Raw genomic sequence first — 19,609 nt, forward strand, 5'->3', positions numbered from 1 at the left:
CCCTCCCACCGAAAATTCAAGTTTTCACACCATGAACACCAACCTTCGTCGTCGATGCACCGCCCTGACCGCGTTGGCGTTGCTGGCCGTCGCCGGCATGATGACCGCCGACGCCGAACCGGGATTAGAAAAGATGGAAAAAGGCACGCTGCGTCACGTCGTGATGTTCAAATTCAAGGATTCCAGCAGCGATAGCGACGTCCAAGGTGTCGTCGACGCCTTTCGTGCCTTGCCCAAACGGATCCCTGAAATCGCGGACTTCGAATACGGCACCAACAACAGCCCCGAAGGCTTGAACGAGGGCCTGACGCACTGCTTTCTGGTCAGCTTCAAGAGCGAAGAAGATCGGGCAAAGTACCTGCCGCACCCCGCCCACAAGGAATTTGTCGGCGTGCTGAAGCCGCATTTGGACAAGGTCGTCGTGATCGACTATTGGGCCGACAAATAGCCGCCGGGGCGGTTCGGGCGGGTCGACGTCGACCGACCGGTGCATTCGCGACAATCCTCACCGTCGGTCCTCAAAAACGTTGCCGTTTTGACCGCTGTCGGATGCGAAATTCGGCCGGCGCTTGATTATTCTTGAAGGCGTCGCCGCTACCGCCGCGCCGTCGCATCGTCCGATTCTTCTCGTCGAATCATCCATGATCTACTTCATCTTCTGGACCATCCTGATCGTCGCCATCGCCGCCTCGGTGCCGGTCGTCAATGCGATCGAGAACAAGAAACGGCGCGAAGCCTTGGGGCCGGTGGCCGAAGAAGAACCGGTTGCCGAGGAGGATGCGTTCGAGGCGGAAGCAGAGGAAATGGACGAACCGGCGGAATTTGGCGAACCGGTCGGCGAAGAACCCGTGGCCGATGACTTTTCGGCGTTCGACGAAGAATTCAAGTAAGGCGATTTTCCGTCAGCCAACTCGTGCCACGCTCAGCACCGTGGCGTCGTCACGCCTGGGGTCGCGGGCGGCGAGGGAACGAGGGCGGCTGGCCCAGCCAATCCGGGTGATGCCCGTCACGCACCGCCAGCAACACGGCTTTTCCATGGGCATGTTCCGGCCCGTGCGTGTAATCCCATTCGATGCGTTCGGCGTACTGCAGGATCCGCAGACCCGATTCCGGACGCACCGCCCACTGCGCCAATTGGTTTGGGCGAAAATAATTCACCACCGCCGACGCCGTCTCGCTGACCGGGCGGGAACTGTCGCACCCCGGCGGTTGATCGCATCCTGGGTCCTCGGTCGTGTGGACTTCGGCGTACAAAAATCCGTCGCTGCGAAGTGATTGACAGATCCGATCCCACACCACCGCGGCATCCGCGGATGGAATGTGATCCAGCATGGTGGTGGCGACCACGCCGGCCAGCGTTCCGGTCGGAAAATCGACGTCGCGGACATCGCTGCAGATCACGTTGACATTCTCGTGGCATCCGTCGGTCGCCGATCGCTCGGCGATGCGGTCCAATCCACGCTGGCTGATGTCGATCGCGGTGACACGAAAGCCTGATTTCGCCAACGCGATCGTGTCGCGACCCGCACCGGCGGCCAAGTCGTAAACGTCACCCTCGCCGCCGACTTGATTTAGATAGGCCGACAACATCGCCGAAGCCGTCATGCCGTACGCGACGTCGTCGCGGTCATAGGCTTCGTAAAACGGATCGGTCGATGATGGCGAAGTCATGCGTTGTCGTCGGTGGTTGAAACATCGGAATCGGCAAAGGGTATCCGCCAAAGCATAGCGTGCCGTCGACCCCGCCATCGATCGCCCGATTTTGCAAGCCGAGAAGAATTTCACCAAGATAGAGTGCAACGGAACGAATCGGCGTTTCAACCATCACGCATCTCCTTCATCCACGGTCGACGATCATGCCCACGATCCGGCACACCTCCGCCGTCGCACTACGCTGGATGTGGTTGACCACGGTCCTGTTCCTGGCCGCGCTGTATCTGTTGTCGGGCCTGACCGTACCGCCGTCGCCCGTTGCGACCGAACCAAAAAATGTGTCTGCCGCATCGCTGATGCCATCGGCTTCGTCGCCGGACCCGTTGTCGGAATTGCCTGCCGACCTTCGCGACGTCGTTGTGCAGCTGAACCAGGCCCGCGCGAACCGTTTGGCGGACTTGGATTTGGAATCGGCGGACGTCGCGGATTGGACCACGATCTGTCGCCGACTGTCGCTATCGCTGGTCGGAACCGGCATGTCGATGCAGGAGATCCGCCAGTTACAGTCATTGCCCGAATCGGAGCGGACGGCGCGTCATCTGCGCACCCTCTTGTCCAGCACGCGACACCATGATTATTGGGCGGAACGCTACACACGGTTTCTGGTCGGCGCCGAAGAAGGACCTTTCTTGGTGTTCCGTCGGCGTCGCTTTCGGCATTGGCTGGCCGACCAGTTTGCATCCAACCGCCGGTATGACGGCATCGTCCGTGATTTGATCACCGCCGAAGGTTTGTGGACCGACCGGCCGGAAGTCAACTTTTACACCGTGACCTACGACAGTGGGGATGATGGTCCCGATCCGATCCGCTTGGCCGCGCGGACGTCCCGCGTGTTCTTAGGATTGCGAATCGATTGCTTGCAGTGTCACGACGACTTCTTGGGAAACGTTTCGTTGGGGGACGCGGATGACTTGCGATTCGGCACCCAACAAGACTTTCATCAACTGGCCGCGTTCTTCACCGCCGCACGCTCCAACGGGCTGCAAGGCGTTCGCAACGGTCCGGTCGATTACCAGTACAAGTACTTGGACAGCGACCAAGAAGAAAGCGTGCCGGCGGCGGTGCCGTTTGGCGAAGCTTGGATGCCGGAATCGGGAAACCCGCGACGGCGTTTGGCAACTTGGTTGACGTCATCGGAAAACCGACAAGCGGCTCGTTCGGCGGTCAGTCACGTGTGGGCGTTGTTGTTCGGTCGCGCTCGTGGGGAAAGCGTCGACAATCTGCCGCTGGACGAACCGATGGATGCGGAAACAAAAATCTTGGTCGATGACTTCATCGCCAACGGTTTCGATCTTCGACGGCTGATCGCGGCAATCGTGATGTCGGACGAATTTCGCGTCGACAGTCGAGCGGGATTTCACGTGACCGCGCGTCACGATGCGGCCGGTGCCGTCTTTCCGCTCGTTCGACTGCGTCCCGAACAGATTGCCGGCAGCGTCATTCAAAGCTCGCGGGTTCACACGATTGATCGCGACAGTTCCTTCCTTGTCCAATTGCAAAAGTTTGGCGGAACGAACGACTTTTTGAAACGTTACGGTGATCGTGGCGAAGACGAATTCGCCGACGACGCCACGACGATCAGCCAGCGTTTGGTGATGCTGAACGGAAAGCTGGTGGACGAATCGGTCGACTATAACCCGGTGCTCAATGCGTCCGCCCACGTGTTGATGTTCAGTGGTGAAGACGACGAAATCGTCCGCAACGCTTACTGGTGCGTCTTAAACCGGCCGCCCGACCAGGAAGAAATCGACCACTTTGTCGCGCGGCTGGACGCCACGGATTATCGACGTGGCGCGATCGAAGATTTGTTTTGGACGCTGCTCAACAGCAGCGAATTTGCTTGGAACCACTGACGGATCACCCGATGTTCAATCGCTTTTGCCGACCCGAATTGCATTGCCACCGCCGGACGTTGCTGGGGGCAGGATTCAGTGGGGCATCGATGTTGACGCCGATCGCTCGTGCCTTGGCGGCCGCCGAAGCATCGGGCAGGATCGATCCGTCGCAGCCGCGCAGCGTCATTTTGCTGTGGATGGAAGGCGGCCCCAGCCAACTGGAAACATTCGACCCACATCCGGGGACCTCGCATGGCGGCGATGTGAAGTCGATTGAAACCACGGCCAAGGGAATCCGGATTTCCGACTTGCTGCCGCAAACCGCCACGCAAATGCACTTGGCATCGTTGATCCGCAGTGTGGTGGGAAACGAAGGCGAACACCACCGCGCGATTTACCAAGTCAAAACCGGCTATCGTCCCGACCCGACGTTGACCCATCCGTCGATCGGCGCGATTCTGTGCGAACATGATTCCCAAGCGTTCGACTTGCCCCGGCACGTTTGCATCTTGCCCGGTAATTCACCGGGGCGCGGGGGATATTTGGGCGGAAAATTCGACGCCTTCAAAGTCAACGATCCTGCCGGACCGGTGACCGATGTCCAGCGGCGGGTCGACCCCGAACGGTACGACGCCCGTATCGGCGATCTGATGGATGTGGTGGAAAAGAATTTTGCTCGCGGACGTCTGGCCGATTTAGAAACCGTGCGAACGTTGCACCGTGGGTCCACCGACGCGGCGCTACAGATGATGTCCAGCGAGCAATTGACCGCGTTCGATGTGACACAAGAAAGTGCATCGGAGCTGGAAGCCTTTGGCGACACCGCGTTCGGACGTGGTTGTTTGGCGGCCACACGTTTGATCGAAACCGGCGTGCGATGTGTGGAAGTGAACTTGGGCGGATGGGATTCACATGTCACCAATCACACACTGCAGTCATCCGCCTGCGAAACGTTGGATCCTGCCCTGGCGTCGCTGTTGCGTCGACTGGAACAACGGGACCTGTTGTCCACGACGTTGGTCGTGTGCGCCGGTGAATTCGGCCGGACGCCTCGGATCAATCCGGCCGAAGGGCGTGATCACTGGCCACACGGATTCAGCGTTCTGATGGCCGGCGCGGGTATTCGCCGCGGATTTGTGTACGGCGCGACGGCAAGCGAACCCAAGTTAGATCCGGCGCATCCCAAACGCGACATCAGCGATCCGGTCACCATTGGAGATCTGCATGCCACGATTTTGCACGTCTTGGGAATTGATCCCGCCGAGGAATTGATCACACCGATCGGACGACCGCTGGCACGCAGCGAAGGTCAGCCGATCAAACCCTTGTTGGACGACAAGGTCGGTTAGATCGCCCCGAGACTCGTCCCCGCATCAGCGGCAAGGTTCTAGGCACTGTTTATCAATTGGTAACCCGAAGCGTCAGCGAGGGGCTGAAGTTATTCAACAAGAATCCCTCGCTGACGCGTCGGGTTACCGTTTTCATTGGCCTTCGTGTTGAATTGATAAACAGTGCCTAGCCGCCGGTATCTTTTCCCGCACGAAATGAGCGGCAAGGCGCTAGCCGCCGGTGTCCGTTCCATCGATCGTCGACCGCCCCCTACTGCTTACTCCATCCTGACGCACCTTAAATCAATCCAAATTCGCTCTAATCGATCCAACGTCGATTGTCCAGCAATTCGATTCTTCCTTGACGTGGGCTTCGTCAGTTACTAACTGTAGATTTCAGGACTCGCGGTTGTTCCCCACCAACCGTTGTCTCCGCTTCACCATCATGATCCAGTGAAGAGGACTGAATTTCTATGAATCCTGATAATCCGAAACCACGCTCGGCGATCGAACGCTTCTTTAGCGGTCTCAGCGAGTGCGTTTTCCATTCAGACTTGGGGATCGCCGACGTGCAATTGGTCGACTACGTCAGCGATTTGCTGTTTCGTTTCGTGCGGATGGAAAACTTGCATCGCGTTCGCAAATCCAACGGCGAACCGGCGACCGAAGTTTTCCAGATGATGGGCGAAGCGGACAAACGCATCGGCGTCGCCCGCCGCGATGTCCATCGTCACATCGGCGACTTCACGCTGTTCTGGTCGGGCATGTATCCCGAGCGGCTGCGCAAGATTCGTGGTCGCGGAACCGCCGACGGCTACTTGGATTACTGTCGACAGGGCAAGCTGGCTTATGCGATCGCTTCGGAGATCGAGGCCGATGATGATCGCCCGTCCTGTGAATTATTGGCTTTGCTCAGCGAACAGTTCGAACTGTGCGCGTACGGGCTTCGCGAAATTCGCCGCGAATGGGAACAGGCCGAACCCGGCGACGGTTTGGTCTTGGGCTAAAGCCCGCGTTTCCGAACCAGCGTGCAGGTCGGCGCAAAACAACAGCGGCCAAGCCTACGAATCGAAGGCTTGGCCGCGTGGCGTTTTCTTATTCGGATCCCGTCGGATCAGTCGGCGTCGCGAATCATCAAGCCGACGACCGCACTTGGGATGTAGTTCAGCGTGCTGTTCAGCGTCGCCGATCCAGGCTTGAAGTACAGCATGACGACATCGTCGGGAAGGATTCGAATCCGTTCCTTCTTGTCCTTCATCGCCCGGTCCAAATCCACGCGGATCGTGATTTGGCGGTTGTCGGGCAAGTCACGCAGGATCAACACGCGGGTCGGTTCACGCATGTAGCTGACGCCGGCCCCGGCCAACACTCCGCCGTCGCGGCCCAGCGGTCCGCCCGCCGAACCGGTGGCCATCGCAATCGCTTCGATCACGTCGATGTCACGATCTCGCGGCAGCGGGATGCGTGCACCGGGCAGCATGCCGCCGGTCGTGAAGTATTCGTTGCGACGCGGCACGAACAGCACATCGCCTTCGTCCAGCTTGATGTCCTGTTCGGTGAACGGAATCGGCTGGTCCGGACAGCCGACCAACGGGATACGTACGACGCCCGATTCGGGGCCCAGCGTGTCGACCATCGTTTGCAACTGTTCAATATTCATGAACCGATAGTCGATCGTGGGGCTGCGGCGAATCACGTACAGTTCGCGTTCGGCGTCGGTCCCGGGTAATCCGCCGGTCGCCGCCAGTGCGTGCAGAACGTCGCTTTCGTAGACCGGCAAGTCGATCACTTCACCGCTGCCGCGGTGCACTTCGTCGACGGCTTGGGGCGACGCCAACGCAACGGGCGTGGCCGGGGTGTCTTCACGAAGCACGACGACGCGTTTGACTCGGGGCGTGATCAGACCGACCGAAACCCGTTCGCGACCCGCGGCGATCATGTCGGCTTCGCGGTAGGTCTTGCGGATCTTGTCAGTGGCCTGGGTCAGCGAAAGCCCTTGGACGTTGACGCGATCGATCAGCGGCAAATCGACTTCGCCGTTGATGTCGACGGTCACGGGCAAGCCGGTCGTCGGTCCGACCACGGTGCCGCGTGGCGGATAGTACCGCTGGTTCACCGCCTGAGCGCGATTCTGCACCGGAGTGTCATCTTCACCCGGTGGGAACACACCAAAAACGTAGACACCCAGGACGTCGCCGGGGCCGATCAAGTGCTCCATCGGCTTTTCTTGACCCAGAGCTGCGTAAGGCAGCGGCGCCAAGTCGTCCCGTGGGCAATCGAACAGATTCGGGTCCAAGCGGTGTGCGGGAATGGCATGCCGGGCCGACGATACCAAGTGGCATCCCGTGTTGGCGATGGCAAGCAGTCCTAGCGTCGCGGTGACACACACACGCCCCATGCGCTTCGTGACGGCGGACAGCCAAGTTTGTTTGGATAGGGGCATGACCGAATCCTTTCGGAACAGATTGAACAACGTGAACGGTGGTGGTCAGACCATCGCGTGCCGTAATCCTTGGACGCGACGGTCTAAATAAGAATCGGGCAATCGCGTCGTGGCGACGCGCCCGCCAAAGGTCAATGAGTGCGTTTCTGTTGCTGTTGATGCAAAGCTTCCAACAACTTCTCTGACGTTGGGGCCGCCGGCTTGGCCGTGGACGTGAATCCGACGGTCTTGATCTTCAGCTGGACATTGGGGCGGTACAACGCTTCGTCGAATTCCGCCGGTGCCGCGGGAATGATCTCTGCACCCCGTCCGAAATCCGAATCCTGGTCATCGGAGGCATCCAGTTGCGGTTCATCTTCTTCCGCCGCATCGGCCGCCGCGTCGACGTCAGACTCCGGTGCATCTTCTTGCACGTCTGGCTCGGAATCCTCTTCGGCGTCCTCGTCCGTGGCGACCGGTTCGTTTTCCACGTCATCCATGGGCACTGGGACGATCATCCCGTCGGTCAATGAATGAGCGGTACCAATCGGTACATCACTGATGACTTCGATCATGTGACCGTTGCCATCGGCGGCCGGAATGTCCAGTGTCGGACAGCCACATGCACCGGAGGTCGGACAGCAGGGCTGTTCGCAACGTGGGAATTCGCACTCGCAAGATTCCCACACCTTCAAGTAGTGCGTGTCGGGACACCGCGACGCCGCCGCGGCACCGTCTTGCCAACCGCTGTAATAAGCGTGGCGTCGGTTATCGCAGTCCTCCAGGATCTGTTTGGGATCCCAATACCGAGCCGGCGCGATCGATGGCGGGCAACCGTCTCCGCCGGTCAGCGTGTCGTAGTAGCCGTCGATCCATCCGGACCGATAATCGTGCGGATAGCATTCACCGCAGGGGTTGCCACAGTGTTTGTACGCGGCCCGGGCGCGGTGCATCTGTGTCTGTTCGTACTTCCAGTCGACCAAAGATGCGCAACCGGTCGTCAGCAGGGCGCAGGACACCAATGGCGCGATCAGCCATCGTGCCCGGCGCGGGCGTGTTCGTGAATCCTTCACGGTGGAAACTCCTTCCAGGAAAATTTCGCTTTCACCTCGGTCGATCGGACCGACGCAGGCGATTCCCTCTGGCCGAGTGCCCCAAGAAGTCGAAGTCGTTCGACCGGGCCGCGAAACATCCACACAGCCCGCACGACCCGACGCGTGAGGGATTCGCGATCCGCCGTCAGGATTCGATTACGCCGATCGTGCGTGTCGTGACGGCTTGCCCGACGACGCTAGCCTCCACCCATACCGTCCAGACGTGATTCGACAGCGATATCACCGCCGCCGTTTCGCGTGACGAACGTCTTGATGGATCGCGATTCACGACGGCCAAAACGACTGGGCGGCAGGGTTCCGAATCCTTGCGATCCCGAAATGCCGACGCGGACAGTTGGCAGGTATCCCTCTGCGGGGCTATGCTTGTTTCCGGTTTTGCGGGTCTGAATCCCACCCAACGCGAATAGTAGGGATCAACCGCAACCCCGCTTCGCTGATTGTTCGAATCTTCGTTTTACTTTCAATCGATTCGACTATTCTTACTTGCGATCTACGGGGCAAGCGTTCACTGCCGTACACCATTGATGACTTCCATGGCCTCGACCGACTTGCAAGAATCGAAGCGACTGCCCGTCGGCGTCGTGTCGACCGAAGCCATCGAGCAGCTTGCTCCGGTGTTGCCCGAACCGTCGGGGAAAGAACGCCACCGCAAACGAAGACCACGTGGGGTCGCCAGCGGCGTCGGACAAGTGGTCCTGACCTCGATCCCGCTGATTTGCGGTGACCTGCTGGTGGTGCTCGGGTCTTTCTATGGTGCCATTTTGGTCAGCGCCGCCTTGCTGGGTTATGCACCGCACACGAATTTCTTTTTCCAAGGACTGGCTGTCGGCGTTTCGTTCTTGGGCATCGGTTTGCTGATGGGCCTGTACCCGGCCACCGGCGTCAGTCCCGTGTTCGAACTTCGCCAACTGGTGCTGAGCGGTTTTTTCGCCTTCAGCTTGATGCTGGCCACCAATGCCATGGTCGCCGTGCTCAGTCCCATCGAATTATTGGTCGGCATCATCGGCGGAATCGTCGCCATGCTGCTGCTGCCGATTGTTCGCGCGACGGTCCGGCATATGGTGGCCGACCGAGGGTGGTGGGGCGAACGAGTTGTGATCATTGGCGCGGGCGTTCAAGGTCAAGCGATCTATAAGTTTTACCAACGTGCGTCCCAACGCGGCCTTCGGCCGGTCGGACTGGTTGATCGTTGGCACGACGCCCAGCCGTTGTCGCCGCCCCTGGACGCCGACCGTTATCGTTACTTGGGCAGCATCGATCGTCTGAATCGAATCGTGCCCCGGCACGGTGTCCGCTGGGGGATTTTGGCACCAGGCGGTTGTGATGGCATGGACGTGTCGGGCGTCATGCGATTTTGTGGTGACCTGCCGCATCTGATCGTGCTGCCGTCGCAATTGATGATCCCCAGTCTTTGGGCCAGCCCGCGCGAATGCGCCGGCGTGATGGGGGTCCATGTCACCGATCACCTGCAAAGCCCGGTCAACGCGACGGTCAAGCGAGCCGTGGACTTCTTCGGTTCGCTGTTCGGTTTGCTGGCCGCGTCACCGATGTTCATTCTGGCGATTGCATGGACCAAGTGGAAATCGCCCGGCCCTGCATTTTATGGGCATACACGAATCGGCCGCGACGGAAAGAAATTCAAGGCCTGGAAGTTCCGCACCATGGTTCCGGATGCCGATTCGGTGTTGGAAGACTACCTGGAACGGCATCCCGAAATGCGTCGGGAATGGATCGAAGACCAGAAGCTGAAGAACGATCCACGGATCATTCCCGGCATCGGCCACTTCCTTCGTAAAACCAGCTTGGATGAAATTCCGCAACTGTGGAACGTTCTGACGGGTGAGATGAGTCTGGTGGGGCCACGCCCGATCGTTCAGTCGGAAGTGGAGCGTTACCGGGAAATGTTTCCCTATTACTTGCGTGTCCGTCCCGGCATCACGGGGCTTTGGCAAGTCAGCGGCCGGAACGACACCAGCTATGACCAACGCGTGCAACTGGACAGTTACTACGTCTGCAACTGGTCACCCTGGCTGGACACTTACATCCTCCTCCGCACCATCCGCACGATGGCTATGCGCGAAGGAGCGTATTGATTTTCGGCATTTGAGAAGATTCCTTAAAAAGTACGTGCAAATGGTAAGCGGCATAAGGATACGTTTGCAGGATTGTTATTGAGGAGCAGCCTAAAGTCGCCATCAGTAGTAAGCAAAGCTTGGCGTTCCGAACATAGCTTTTATCGCCGCCCTAGAAACCTAATGACATCATTACTGCGTGTTTGACCAATTTGATGAAGTGGAGCTGAGTTGATTTTCGTACGGTTCTTCGCATACTTGATCTACAAATCTGTGCTGGTGGTTCAGCGTGTAGCCAGTTTTGGGTGGCAAAGCTTTGCATTGGCAAAACTAAAAAGTGTTGGAAACGATTGCAGGCTGCGAGGTAAATCGCTGATTACCGGGTTCGATTCAATTGAGTTGGGGAATAATGTGCACGTTGGATCGAACGCGACAATTAGAGGGGATGCTGGGTTGCGAATCGGAGACCACACCCACATCGCTCGCAATTGTGTCATCTATACAATCAATCACAACTATCATGGTGACCGACTGCCGTACGATGACACTGTTGTCGAGCGGCCAGTGGATATCGGGGTCGCTGTTTGGATAGGGATTAATGTTATCGTTCTTCCAGGTGTGAAGATTGGAGATGGCGCAATTGTTGGCGCCGGAAGTGTTGTTGCAGGTGACGTTCCCGCGTTAGCGATTGTTGTGGGGAATCCTGCAAAAGTAGTGAAGTATCGCGACAAAGAGCATTTCGCCTCACTTCGAGATGCAGAAAAATTTGGCGCCGTGGATGGCGCAATGTATAGGTGAATTTATGAATGTTTTTGTTCTTTGTGCTGGTCGTACGGCTTCAACGGCATTTGCATCCGCAGCGTCCCATCTTCCTGGATTTACCGCGGGCCACGAGACTCGCTCAACGCTAATTGGAAGAGATCGTCTTGCGTTCCCCGACAATCATATTGAAGTAGACAATCGGCTTGCGTGGTTTCTTGGTCCGTTAGGCGAGCGATTTGGGAACGACGCTCGGTATGTGTACATGCGGCGTGATCCAAAGAAAATTTCGCTAAGCTATGAAAAACGGTGGAATCTTACCGTTTCGGTGGTTCGTGCATTTGCTACTGGAATATGCATGCAATCGCGGATTCCGAAAAATGACCGGCTCAAGTGGTGTGAATTTTATGTCGAGACGCTGGAGTCAAATGCCCACTACTTTTTACAGCAGCAAGCGCATGTGTATGATTTTGATCTTGCAGATGCGAAGAATTCGTTCTCCGGATTTTGTGAGTTTTTAGGTGTCGAGTGTTCGTCGGAATCCTTGGCAGAGTGGGATGTGCGACATAATCGGAACAAAACCGTTGTTCAGCGATTAAATCCATCAGCGCCATTGCGGAAGGCATGTCGTGCTGTAGCTAATCTGCCGTCGTACTTGGCCGACGTATGAGTGGGCAAGAACGGTCCATGAATGGTAGTGCGCATGGTGTTTTCTCTCGTCTGCTGAGACGTCCGGGGTTATCTGCTGCACTGGTGAAGGCTTTTGGAGTCGCCGCTTCGTTCGCGTTCACGATTCAATTAGCAGTACTGTTTGGCTTGCAAAAGGCCGGCGAAGTTCAATATGCAATTGCTGTCGTAACGATGGGCGCCGCGGTCGCGAAGCTCGGTTTGGACCATGCCGTTTTCCGGTTGGGGGCCGACACTGATGGCGAAAAAGCTTTTTGTGGACTATTCGCCGGGTTACTGCAAATTCTTGTTTTCAGTTTGGCGGTGACCATCTGTTTCATGGTGTTAGTGTTTCTGCTGGTTACTTCAAACCGTCAGTTGATTTGGGTAGTTGCAGCTGCAGCGATATGTCCGCTAGCGACAATGTGGGTGGTGGCCGAGTTCGGTAAAGGTAGGGGAGCGCTGCTCTTTTGGTCCATCTTTCACAACTCGTTTCTTTATGCGGCAGTTTGCTTGACTTTGGTTTGCGGTGGGCGACTAGAAGTCTTCACTGAAGTCTGGGCAGTCTGCGTGTTTTCGATCTGGGCTTGGATTGTTGCACTTTCCTCGGTTCTAGTGGTCGTGAAGTGGGCGACAAGAATCGGTGTGTCAGTTTCGCTGGCTGAAGTGAGGGGCATGAATGGAACAGTCTGGCGGCAGTCATTGAACCTGTTTCCTGTTTCGTTTTCTTCGTCAGCGCAAAACTGGCTGGATTCTGCAATCTTAGGCACGTTTGGGTCTTCAGAGGCGGTTTCGGTCATGCGGATCGCGAATCGAATGGCGATGGTTGTTGGCTTTGTGAACAGTATCAGCTTAGCGGCAATTACACCGAAAATCGTTGCAGCGATTCGAGATTTGCGTTATGGGGAGATGTGTAGGCAGTGGCGACTGTCGGCAATATTTCCATTTGCTCTGGGGTTGGCTTGCGTCCTGTTTATCAGTTGTCTGGCGAAGTTTGGGCTGATGCCGCGTGTGGTTGTTGAGAACCAACAAGTCTGGCTGGTTTTTGGTATTTTGGTTTCTGGGCAACTGCTTTCACTGGCTCCAGGTGCCGTAGGATACGTGCTTTTGGCATGCCACGACGACATTGTCCTGAAGCGAGCGTCAATAGGTTGTTTTGCTATCGGTGTGGTTGCTCAGGTTGTTGGGGTTGTAGCTTTTGGTGTGTTGGGGGCCGCTATGGCCGCGTCGCTATATCTGGTGCTTTATAAAGGTTTGCTGTTAGTGTTTGCGCGGCGTTCAGTTGGTCTCTGTTTTGATAGGCCCTTGCGTTTGTGGGGGTACGTATAGTGTTGGAGTTTGACTATTCAGTGGTTATTCCTGTCTACAATCGAGCAGGGAGTATATTGCGAAGCGTTTGCTCGGTTCTGCAGCAAACAATTCCGCCGAGAGAAGTGTTTGTTGTTGATGATGGGTCAACCGACAAGACTTGTGCAATTGTATCCGCGATACCTGGGGTTAGTTTGGTTCACACGGGAGGACGCCGAGGAGCAAATTTCGCTAGAAATATGGGATCAAAACTTGCCTGTGCAGAGTGGATCGCCTATCAGGACAGCGATGATGCGTGGCTTCCTGGGAAAATGGAGGCTACAGCGTCAGCATTGTCAGAGTGTGGTGAATCAGTCGAGTGGTGCTTTTCGCGATTCATACGGCTGGTTTCGGGATCAGTTTCCGGGGCCCCTGCAGCGTTGATGAACAATCTTGATTCACAATGGAGGTTTCTTTCCAGGCAAGAGCGAAAGCGATTTGCAACGGTAAACCTCGCAAGTACCCAAACAATCGTAGTGAAAAGATGCTTGTTCGATTCCATTGGTGGATTTGATGAGTGTCTGGGAAGATTCCAGGATTGGGATTTCGCACTTCGACTGTTGGATCGGAGTGATCCATTGGTGATTTGCGATCCGACGGTGGTGGTGTATGGCACCGAGGGTTCTATCACAACCAATTTCGAGGCTGGGCTGGAAGCGAGGCGAAAGATGCTATTGAAGGAGTACGGATTGTTGAAGGAGGGGAGCTTCGGGCGTCGTCGATTTCTTATGAGCCTCGCCATACGCGAAGCCGCGAACATGGAAATGAGGAGCGCCTTTTTAAGCTTGAGAAGGTCCCTTTTTGGTCGAGAAATGGTATCCAGTTGAGTCTTGGTGATCAGTTAGGTTTTGAAGGGTAATTCGATGATACTTGATGTTGGCAGTGCTGAACTCGTGGATGCGGCAGGGACGATTTGTCAACAGGTGCGGTCTGCTGGAGTTTCCCCCAGCGTTGTGCTTGGAGTTCTAAATGGTGGGCGTGTCCCTGCGGAAATGTTGGCGAGGGAGTTGGGAAGCGAATGTAGGTGCGTGTTGCATCGACGCAAGACGACAGGCCGCGTGAAATCTATGGCTGTGTCCGCCGTGAATAGGTTTCCAGTTTTTGTTGGCAATGTTGCGCGGGTCTTGGAAGATCGAGCTCTGCGAATCCTATCGAGTGCGAGTACGGAAACGCTACAGCTTCGGCGTGAGCTCGTAGATAAGCTCTCTTGGGTGCAGTGGTACGATCTCGCGGATAAAACGCCTGTTCTGATTGTTGACGATGCTGTGGACTCAGGGCGTACAGTTGGAGAGATTGTGTTGGCCCTTGAGCACCTCGGAGTTTCGCGTTCAAGTATGCGTATAGCGTGTGTAACGGTGACGCGACCTGATCCGGTCGTGGACGTGGATTTTTTCTACAAGCGTGAGGTTTTGTGTCGCTTCCCTTGGTCTGACGATGCGAAGTCCGGTGAACTTGATGGAAAGTGAGTTCGATAGTAACGAGACGCAAATTCGCGTTGTCGATCTAGATGGGACTTTGGTTCGGTGCAATACCTTTCATCATTGGATAAAGCGTTGTTTCTTGATGCCGAATGCAATTGTCGGGGTGCATTGGCTTTACGTGGCGCCCCTAGCTTTCGCTCTGACGGCGTTGCGGCTTTTGGGATGCGTTAGTCATCGAATTTGGAAAATGTGTTTTCTGCTTTTGTGGGAATATGTTTCGATTTGGAAAGATCGGGAGAAAACAGAGGTCAGGCTAAGAATGTTTGTCCAGGATATCCTCGAGCGGTACGGGAATGGACTCGTCATCGATGAGGTTTGTGGGCGAGATTCCATTGAATCTGTTTTGGCAACCGCGGCTCCCGGTGTTTACGCGAAGTACTTTGCCGAGCATCTTTCCGCAGTCTGTTTGGCAACAGGGAATCCAACTCGAATTGCAGCTTTTCGATGGGAATTTGAGGAGAATGTTTCTGAGGCGAAGGCTTCTAGAGTGTTGTCGTATGCGAATGGAAAGCCGTTCACGTTTTATACCGATCATCCGGACGACTGGCCTGCCATCAAGATTGCGGAGAGGGTTGTTCTTGTAGCAGCGGAGCCAGGGTTTGTTTCCGAGGTCCGAGGTGTGAAGGGTGCTAGCTGCAGAGTGCTCGACGCATGCCCTTCATAGCGGTTGGCGATTCTAGTTGATTGTCAGAGTGGTCTTGTTTGTTGTTTTTCCAATTGTTTGTACAGTATGGCTGCTGCGACTAGAACTGCGATTTGTTGTTTCCGGGCTTCTGTCGATCGTCTCAGTGCAGCAGTGTATTCTGTGAAGATTCAAGTCATTCACACAAGGTTAGGTTATGCAACGACGAGTCGTTGACCGCCCCGTGATTGCCCATCCGGTCGTATTGATGTGCTGTGTTTGGTTTTCTGCGTCGATTCTCGTGCTTCTGCGGCTATCAACCAGGCTCTCAGCGTCGTTGGAAGATCTGCTTGTTCCTGTATTGTTGGTGCTGGTGTCTTTTTGTGTCGGTGCGGGCATCGCGACGGTATTGATTCCGATGCGGCGAAAGGTCGAAATCTCATCCGGTAGCTCATATTTGCGTTGGGCAGAGTACGCAAGTTGGGTGGTGTTGATTGTGTTGCTTTGTTGTGAGTTCGTCTATTGCGGCTATGTTCCATTGCTTGCGAAGCTTCAAGGTGCGGGTATCAGCCATTTTGAGTTTGGAATCCCTTCAGTCCATGGTGTCGTTCTTGCTGGCATTGCTTTTTTGTGCACGATACGAATCGTAGAATCGCTCTTAGAATGTAGGGTACGTCATGCAGTGTTTTGGCTCGGTGTTGGGGTGCTGCTCGGGATCGTGCTAATGAGCCGAAAGTTGTTCATGGTCTTAGGACTTCAGGCCCTGGTGCTTGTTGTCTATTTTTATCCGCCTCGATATGTAATTCCCCTGTGCTTGCTTGGGTTTGCAGCGTTGTTCTCCCTTTTTGGGTTGGCTGGTGAAATGCGATCGGGAGGAGCGATGGAAATCGTTTCGGGAATTCCAAAAGGTTCGCTGTTGAGTAAGAGTCCCGCTTTAACCTGGGTCTATATGTATGCGGCCACACCGCTTCATAATTTGTCGTACGCAATGGAAAACTATCCGCCCGAAAGGAATCTTATTCCGCGGCGCAGTATCAATACCTTGTTGCCGACGGCTTTTCGGGAAGCCGTTGGAGTAGAGTCTCGAGCAAACCGATTCAAACTGTCGGGAAACGAGCGGTACTGGCTGGAAAGTAAGACCTTCAATGTTTCAACGGCTTTCATTGGTCCGTATCTTGATTGGGGGCACACGGGCGTCGCGGCATTCGCCTTTTTGATTGGCTTTTTGTCTAGTGTTTCGTATGCATTCTACGGCAGTCTTCCTGGTCTTTGTTTTGTATCGATTCTTTCTACAGGCTGTCTTCTCTCTGTTTACTCCGACAGTTTTACGAATTTGAATTTTGTAGGTCAATTTGTTTGGCTTGCCGCGGTGTATGTGTTGGCCAGTGGGGTGAAGCGACTTAGCCAGAACTCTCGTGGCGTACAGTCGCGGGCAGTTTTGTTTCAGCCAGAGGATTTGCAGTAGATGGGGGTGATGAGTCGGCCATGTGCATGTTGGTCGTCAGCGGTGACAATGTATAAGAACTGGTTTCAGCTCTAGGTTTTCTCTGTTGACATCTTTGATCGAATCAATTGGGGCTGGCATTCAGGAATGTTTTCATGTCAGCACTACAACGGTGCGCTGGTTAAAGGGAATTTTCGCGCAAACGCCGGCCGGCGTGGGTTCCGCCGGCGTTTTGGAGTTGCGGGGAGCGTCAGGTGACTAGGCGGAGTGTGAGCCCGTTTGCTTCCGTTTGCGGCGGATCCGGGCGGCGCCGGTGAGCCCAAGGGCGGTGAGGGTCAGAATGCTGGAGGGCTCCGGTACGGCGGCAGCATTGAGCTGGCTGGTGCCCAGCTTGAAATCGCCAACCGCGATTCGCTCGGTGTGGCCGAATCCGGTATCGTCATCTTCGCCGACGAAGAACGCTGCGTAGCCGATCGCTTCGTCCGCGCCGAAGCCGATGAAGTTGGTAACGCCATCGCCGTAGGCGGTTGCCGGCCAATCGAAGGAGACCTCTCCGATTTTGGTGCCATCGGCTCGGTAGGCGGCAACCACGTTCGACCAGGCATTACCGCCTTCGAAGTCACCGGCTTGGAGACTGAATGACAGGAGGTCCGTGGGCGATGCCGTGAAATCAAACAACGCAACGGTATTGGCGGAACTGGACGCCGTGGCATCCGTGTCGTATCCCCATGCGGGGATCGATGCACCGCCTTGGTCCGTGGTGCCGGCCTCATAGCGAAAACTACTGCCGCTTGTATCAATGTCGCCGATCAAGTTCGCACCGGTCGCGACCGATGCGTTTCCACCCAGGCTGGTGTCGAAAACACCTTCGCGAAAAGTGAATGAGTACTCCAGCCCGTTAATGAAGATTCCGCTGGAGGTTTGGCTGGAGAGCCCTGTTAGATCCGAGGTGCCATGAAGGTCTTCACCGACGGTTCCAAAGTTGTTGGAATCCGCGAGATCGGCGGTGAAGGCGGCTTCGTCTTGGAAGATGACCACCGCCGCTGGAGCGGATCCGGTCATCAGTAGTAACATTGCCAGCACGACGCCGGCGTAGTGTTGCGGTCGCATCTTTGTTGTTTCCCGTTGCATGAGTATCGAAACTTTCGCCAAGCCAAGATCTTTGAACGTTGTGCGCTTGGCTCTCACAACACGCGGGAAACAGTAAATCCTTTTCCGAAATGTTTGAGGCTTTTTGGATGAGCGTTTGATGAAGCGACCGAGCGATGGCGCGTCGAATCGACGTCAATGCGACCCAACGTCTGAAGCCCTGAAGGAAAGCAGCGTATGCGCGCACTGATGGATGCACCGGAGTGGGTGGTGAGGTCCGGGGGGACGAAAGAGAGACACGCCGGTGGGATACAAGTGGAAGGCTTTGCTTTGATCGCCCAAATGCCGAACGGATGCAAAGATTCGCCAGGGGCTGATGGTCGACGACCGGCGAAATGAGAGGCCGGGTGTCAGATGGCGGAGAGGCCGCCGGAGAGGGAGTACACCCCACAGGATTCGAACCTGTAACCTTCGGTTCCGTAGACCGATGCTCTATCCAGTTGAGCTAGGGGTGCGTCGGGTTCACTGAACGAAAAGGCCGCCGTGGGACGGGACTTTCATGTCGTTCTTGTGAAGTGGCAGATTCTAGCGTCCGTGTCGGCGATGACAAGGCCAAGATGCGGGTTCGATGAAGATCGGAATCAGCGGGCGAAACGGCGAATTGCCAGGCAGCTTTGCTGGGTCTGTCAGGCGGCCTCGCTGGGGAGACTCTGCAGCATGTATTCCAGCGATTCGGCCAGTCCGGCCAGGACTTCGTCGCGGATTTTCACTGGTCGGGCGACCCAGGCGCGATTCAGCTGGACTTCGATTCCCAGATAGCCTCGCGAGGCATATTTCGCTCGCATCGCCTTGGTCAGACTGTCGTTGCTGCCGCGGCGAGGATAGTTCCGTCGGACTCGGACGTTCGGCATCACTTCGTACAGGTCGTCGATCCAGTCCAGGCAAAAATGCACCTCGGCGGGCTGGCCGGTGTCGTAGCCCAGGCCGACGTCGCCGCGTCGAATTTGGTCGCCCAATCGTGACTCGAACGTGCGGATCGATAGGTGGATGCAGGGACGACCGGTCCGCAGCATTGATTCGATTCGCTGGGCCACCTGTTGGCGGTAGGGAACAAACGCGAGGTCGATTAGCCGTTGGCGGGCCGCGGCGGGCAACCGCTTGGACCGCGGCGAGAACAGACGCCGGTGATGTTGGGACACCGAGACGTCGATCCAGTCCGGCGAATACGGGCTGGACAATAGCGGCACGTGCAACAGTCGGCTGAGTGATGCGGCGGCGTACCAAGCATGAGCGTCACCGGAAGCGACCGAATCACCCAGTTGCCGCCACTGGGGGTCTTCGTTCCAGGGCTCCGGTATCAGCACGCGATCCCCACCGGTTTCGCAGCTGATCAATACAGACATTTGCCGTTGCGGTTTCGTTGAGGTCGGAGGAAGGCCGGGCCGATCGCGTCGACGCACCAACGGGTGCAGCCGGGGTTCACCCGTGTTTTCAGCACTCGTTTATAGGAGACCGCTGGGGACGGAGTAAATGGGAAACCGCCATTGGTGTGGGCTTGGGCAAAATGGGATGACTGCTGGCCGGTGGATGATCCGGGAAATGCCGGCTCTGTCGGTCGCCCGAGTGTCAAATCGATCTTGTGAAACGTTCTGCGGTCGGCTATTCCCGCCTGAGGTACCCGAATCTTCGTTCCCGCGGCGAACCGCTTGGTCTGGC

Annotated in this window: 18 protein-coding genes and 1 tRNA gene; 13 read left to right on the top strand and 6 right to left on the bottom strand. The window is 56.2% G+C overall.

Features of this window, described 5'->3' with window-relative positions; translation table 11 throughout:
• Positions 1 to 97: 97 nt before the first annotated feature.
• Positions 98 to 448: a Dabb family protein gene (locus HFP54_RS11960; protein WP_390657354.1), complete on the top strand. Its 351-nt coding sequence runs from the start codon at positions 98 to 100 to the stop codon at positions 446 to 448.
• 193 nt (positions 449 to 641) lie between these two features.
• The gene (locus HFP54_RS11965) at positions 642 to 890 is read left to right on the top strand and encodes a hypothetical protein (protein ID WP_146413976.1); all 249 of its coding nucleotides are present in this window, start codon (positions 642 to 644) and stop codon (positions 888 to 890) included.
• A gap of 49 nt (positions 891 to 939) precedes the next feature.
• Here HFP54_RS11965 and HFP54_RS11970 read toward each other — a convergent pair whose 3' ends face one another.
• Entirely contained in the window at positions 940 to 1,671 is a 732-nt protein-coding gene (locus tag HFP54_RS11970; RefSeq protein WP_206036171.1) for a class I SAM-dependent methyltransferase, read from the bottom strand.
• Between the two features lie 185 nt (positions 1,672 to 1,856).
• Here HFP54_RS11970 and HFP54_RS11975 point away from each other — a divergent pair, with 185 nt between their 5' ends.
• The 3 genes from HFP54_RS11975 to HFP54_RS11985 all read left to right on the top strand — a co-directional run bounded on the left by HFP54_RS11975 (position 1,857) and on the right by HFP54_RS11985 (position 5,883).
• A complete protein-coding gene (locus HFP54_RS11975; protein WP_168565311.1) occupies positions 1,857 to 3,566 on the top strand; it encodes a DUF1549 domain-containing protein in 1,710 nt (569 codons plus the stop codon).
• 11 nt (positions 3,567 to 3,577) lie between these two features.
• Complete coding sequence (locus HFP54_RS11980) at positions 3,578 to 4,897, top strand: DUF1501 domain-containing protein (RefSeq protein WP_168565312.1); 1,320 nt, start codon at positions 3,578 to 3,580, stop codon at positions 4,895 to 4,897.
• A 452-nt stretch (positions 4,898 to 5,349) separates the two neighbouring features.
• A complete protein-coding gene (locus HFP54_RS11985; RefSeq protein WP_168565313.1) occupies positions 5,350 to 5,883 on the top strand; it encodes a hypothetical protein in 534 nt (177 codons plus the stop codon).
• Between the two features lie 107 nt (positions 5,884 to 5,990).
• On the opposite strand, the gene HFP54_RS11990 is transcribed toward HFP54_RS11985, so the two are convergent.
• Both HFP54_RS11990 and HFP54_RS11995 read right to left on the bottom strand, forming a co-directional pair.
• Positions 5,991 to 7,319, bottom strand: a complete 1,329-nt coding sequence (locus HFP54_RS11990; RefSeq protein ID WP_168565314.1) for a polysaccharide biosynthesis/export family protein — start codon at positions 7,317 to 7,319, stop codon at positions 5,991 to 5,993.
• Positions 7,320 to 7,450: 131 nt separating this feature from the next.
• Positions 7,451 to 8,371 carry a hypothetical protein gene (locus HFP54_RS11995; protein ID WP_168565315.1) on the bottom strand — a complete coding sequence of 307 codons (921 nt, stop codon included), beginning with the start codon at positions 8,369 to 8,371 and terminating at the stop codon, positions 7,451 to 7,453.
• 566 nt (positions 8,372 to 8,937) lie between these two features.
• Here HFP54_RS11995 and wbaP point away from each other — a divergent pair.
• The 8 genes from wbaP to HFP54_RS12035 all read left to right on the top strand — a co-directional run bounded on the left by wbaP (position 8,938) and on the right by HFP54_RS12035 (position 16,825).
• Positions 8,938 to 10,506: an undecaprenyl-phosphate galactose phosphotransferase WbaP gene (wbaP, locus tag HFP54_RS12000; protein ID WP_235951698.1), complete on the top strand. Its 1,569-nt coding sequence runs from the start codon at positions 8,938 to 8,940 to the stop codon at positions 10,504 to 10,506.
• Positions 10,507 to 10,743: 237 nt separating this feature from the next.
• Positions 10,744 to 11,283: an acyltransferase gene (locus HFP54_RS26185; protein ID WP_315853885.1), complete on the top strand. Its 540-nt coding sequence runs from the start codon at positions 10,744 to 10,746 to the stop codon at positions 11,281 to 11,283.
• A 4-nt stretch (positions 11,284 to 11,287) separates the two neighbouring features.
• Complete coding sequence (locus tag HFP54_RS12010) at positions 11,288 to 11,914, top strand: hypothetical protein (RefSeq protein WP_168565316.1); 627 nt, start codon at positions 11,288 to 11,290, stop codon at positions 11,912 to 11,914.
• Positions 11,915 to 11,931: 17 nt separating this feature from the next.
• Complete coding sequence (locus tag HFP54_RS12015) at positions 11,932 to 13,239, top strand: lipopolysaccharide biosynthesis protein (protein ID WP_168565317.1); 1,308 nt, start codon at positions 11,932 to 11,934, stop codon at positions 13,237 to 13,239.
• Positions 13,240 to 13,259: 20 nt separating this feature from the next.
• On the top strand, positions 13,260 to 14,084 hold the full coding sequence (locus HFP54_RS26420; RefSeq protein WP_168565318.1) for a glycosyltransferase family 2 protein: 825 nt from the start codon (positions 13,260 to 13,262) through the stop codon (positions 14,082 to 14,084).
• 36 nt (positions 14,085 to 14,120) lie between these two features.
• A complete protein-coding gene (locus HFP54_RS26425; RefSeq protein WP_168565319.1) occupies positions 14,121 to 14,723 on the top strand; it encodes a phosphoribosyltransferase family protein in 603 nt (200 codons plus the stop codon).
• Entirely contained in the window at positions 14,692 to 15,402 is a 711-nt protein-coding gene (locus tag HFP54_RS12030) for an HAD family hydrolase (protein ID WP_206036228.1), read from the top strand. The genes HFP54_RS26425 and HFP54_RS12030 overlap by 32 nt, the downstream gene beginning before the upstream one ends.
• A 295-nt stretch (positions 15,403 to 15,697) precedes the next feature.
• The gene (locus tag HFP54_RS12035; protein ID WP_206036172.1) at positions 15,698 to 16,825 is read left to right on the top strand and encodes a hypothetical protein; all 1,128 of its coding nucleotides are present in this window, start codon (positions 15,698 to 15,700) and stop codon (positions 16,823 to 16,825) included.
• A gap of 237 nt (positions 16,826 to 17,062) precedes the next feature.
• Here HFP54_RS12035 and HFP54_RS12040 read toward each other — a convergent pair whose 3' ends face one another.
• The 3 genes from HFP54_RS12040 to HFP54_RS12050 all read right to left on the bottom strand — a co-directional run bounded on the left by HFP54_RS12040 (position 17,063) and on the right by HFP54_RS12050 (position 19,296).
• Complete coding sequence (locus HFP54_RS12040; protein WP_168565322.1) at positions 17,063 to 17,914, bottom strand: PEP-CTERM sorting domain-containing protein; 852 nt, start codon at positions 17,912 to 17,914, stop codon at positions 17,063 to 17,065.
• A gap of 420 nt (positions 17,915 to 18,334) precedes the next feature.
• Positions 18,335 to 18,408, bottom strand: a tRNA-Arg gene (locus tag HFP54_RS12045).
• 171 nt (positions 18,409 to 18,579) lie between these two features.
• Entirely contained in the window at positions 18,580 to 19,296 is a 717-nt protein-coding gene (locus HFP54_RS12050; RefSeq protein ID WP_168565323.1) for an N-formylglutamate amidohydrolase, read from the bottom strand.
• Between the last annotated feature and the right edge of the window lie 313 nt (positions 19,297 to 19,609).

This window comes from Crateriforma spongiae (assembly GCF_012290005.1).
Classification (GTDB): domain Bacteria; phylum Planctomycetota; class Planctomycetia; order Pirellulales; family Pirellulaceae; genus Crateriforma; species Crateriforma spongiae.

What these genes read in the sequence shown, in the direction of transcription:
- HFP54_RS12050 (WP_168565323.1), bottom strand. Translation starts at nt 19,296, where the DNA reads ATGTCTGTATTGATCAGCTGCGAAACCGGTGGGGATCGCGTGCTGATA.
- wbaP (WP_235951698.1), top strand. Translation starts at nt 8,938, where the DNA reads ATGACTTCCATGGCCTCGACCGACTTGCAAGAATCGAAGCGACTGCCC.
- HFP54_RS11965 (WP_146413976.1), top strand. Translation starts at nt 642, where the DNA reads ATGATCTACTTCATCTTCTGGACCATCCTGATCGTCGCCATCGCCGCC.
- HFP54_RS11960 (WP_390657354.1), top strand. Translation starts at nt 98, where the DNA reads ATGATGACCGCCGACGCCGAACCGGGATTAGAAAAGATGGAAAAAGGC.
- HFP54_RS11980 (WP_168565312.1), top strand. Translation starts at nt 3,578, where the DNA reads ATGTTCAATCGCTTTTGCCGACCCGAATTGCATTGCCACCGCCGGACG.
- HFP54_RS11990 (WP_168565314.1), bottom strand. Translation starts at nt 7,319, where the DNA reads ATGCCCCTATCCAAACAAACTTGGCTGTCCGCCGTCACGAAGCGCATG.
- HFP54_RS11975 (WP_168565311.1), top strand. Translation starts at nt 1,857, where the DNA reads ATGCCCACGATCCGGCACACCTCCGCCGTCGCACTACGCTGGATGTGG.
- HFP54_RS12030 (WP_206036228.1), top strand. Translation starts at nt 14,692, where the DNA reads ATGCGAAGTCCGGTGAACTTGATGGAAAGTGAGTTCGATAGTAACGAG.
- HFP54_RS12040 (WP_168565322.1), bottom strand. Translation starts at nt 17,914, where the DNA reads ATGCGACCGCAACACTACGCCGGCGTCGTGCTGGCAATGTTACTACTG.
- HFP54_RS12015 (WP_168565317.1), top strand. Translation starts at nt 11,932, where the DNA reads ATGAATGGTAGTGCGCATGGTGTTTTCTCTCGTCTGCTGAGACGTCCG.
- HFP54_RS11970 (WP_206036171.1), bottom strand. Translation starts at nt 1,671, where the DNA reads ATGACTTCGCCATCATCGACCGATCCGTTTTACGAAGCCTATGACCGC.
- HFP54_RS11985 (WP_168565313.1), top strand. Translation starts at nt 5,350, where the DNA reads ATGAATCCTGATAATCCGAAACCACGCTCGGCGATCGAACGCTTCTTT.
- HFP54_RS26425 (WP_168565319.1), top strand. Translation starts at nt 14,121, where the DNA reads ATGATACTTGATGTTGGCAGTGCTGAACTCGTGGATGCGGCAGGGACG.
- HFP54_RS12010 (WP_168565316.1), top strand. Translation starts at nt 11,288, where the DNA reads ATGAATGTTTTTGTTCTTTGTGCTGGTCGTACGGCTTCAACGGCATTT.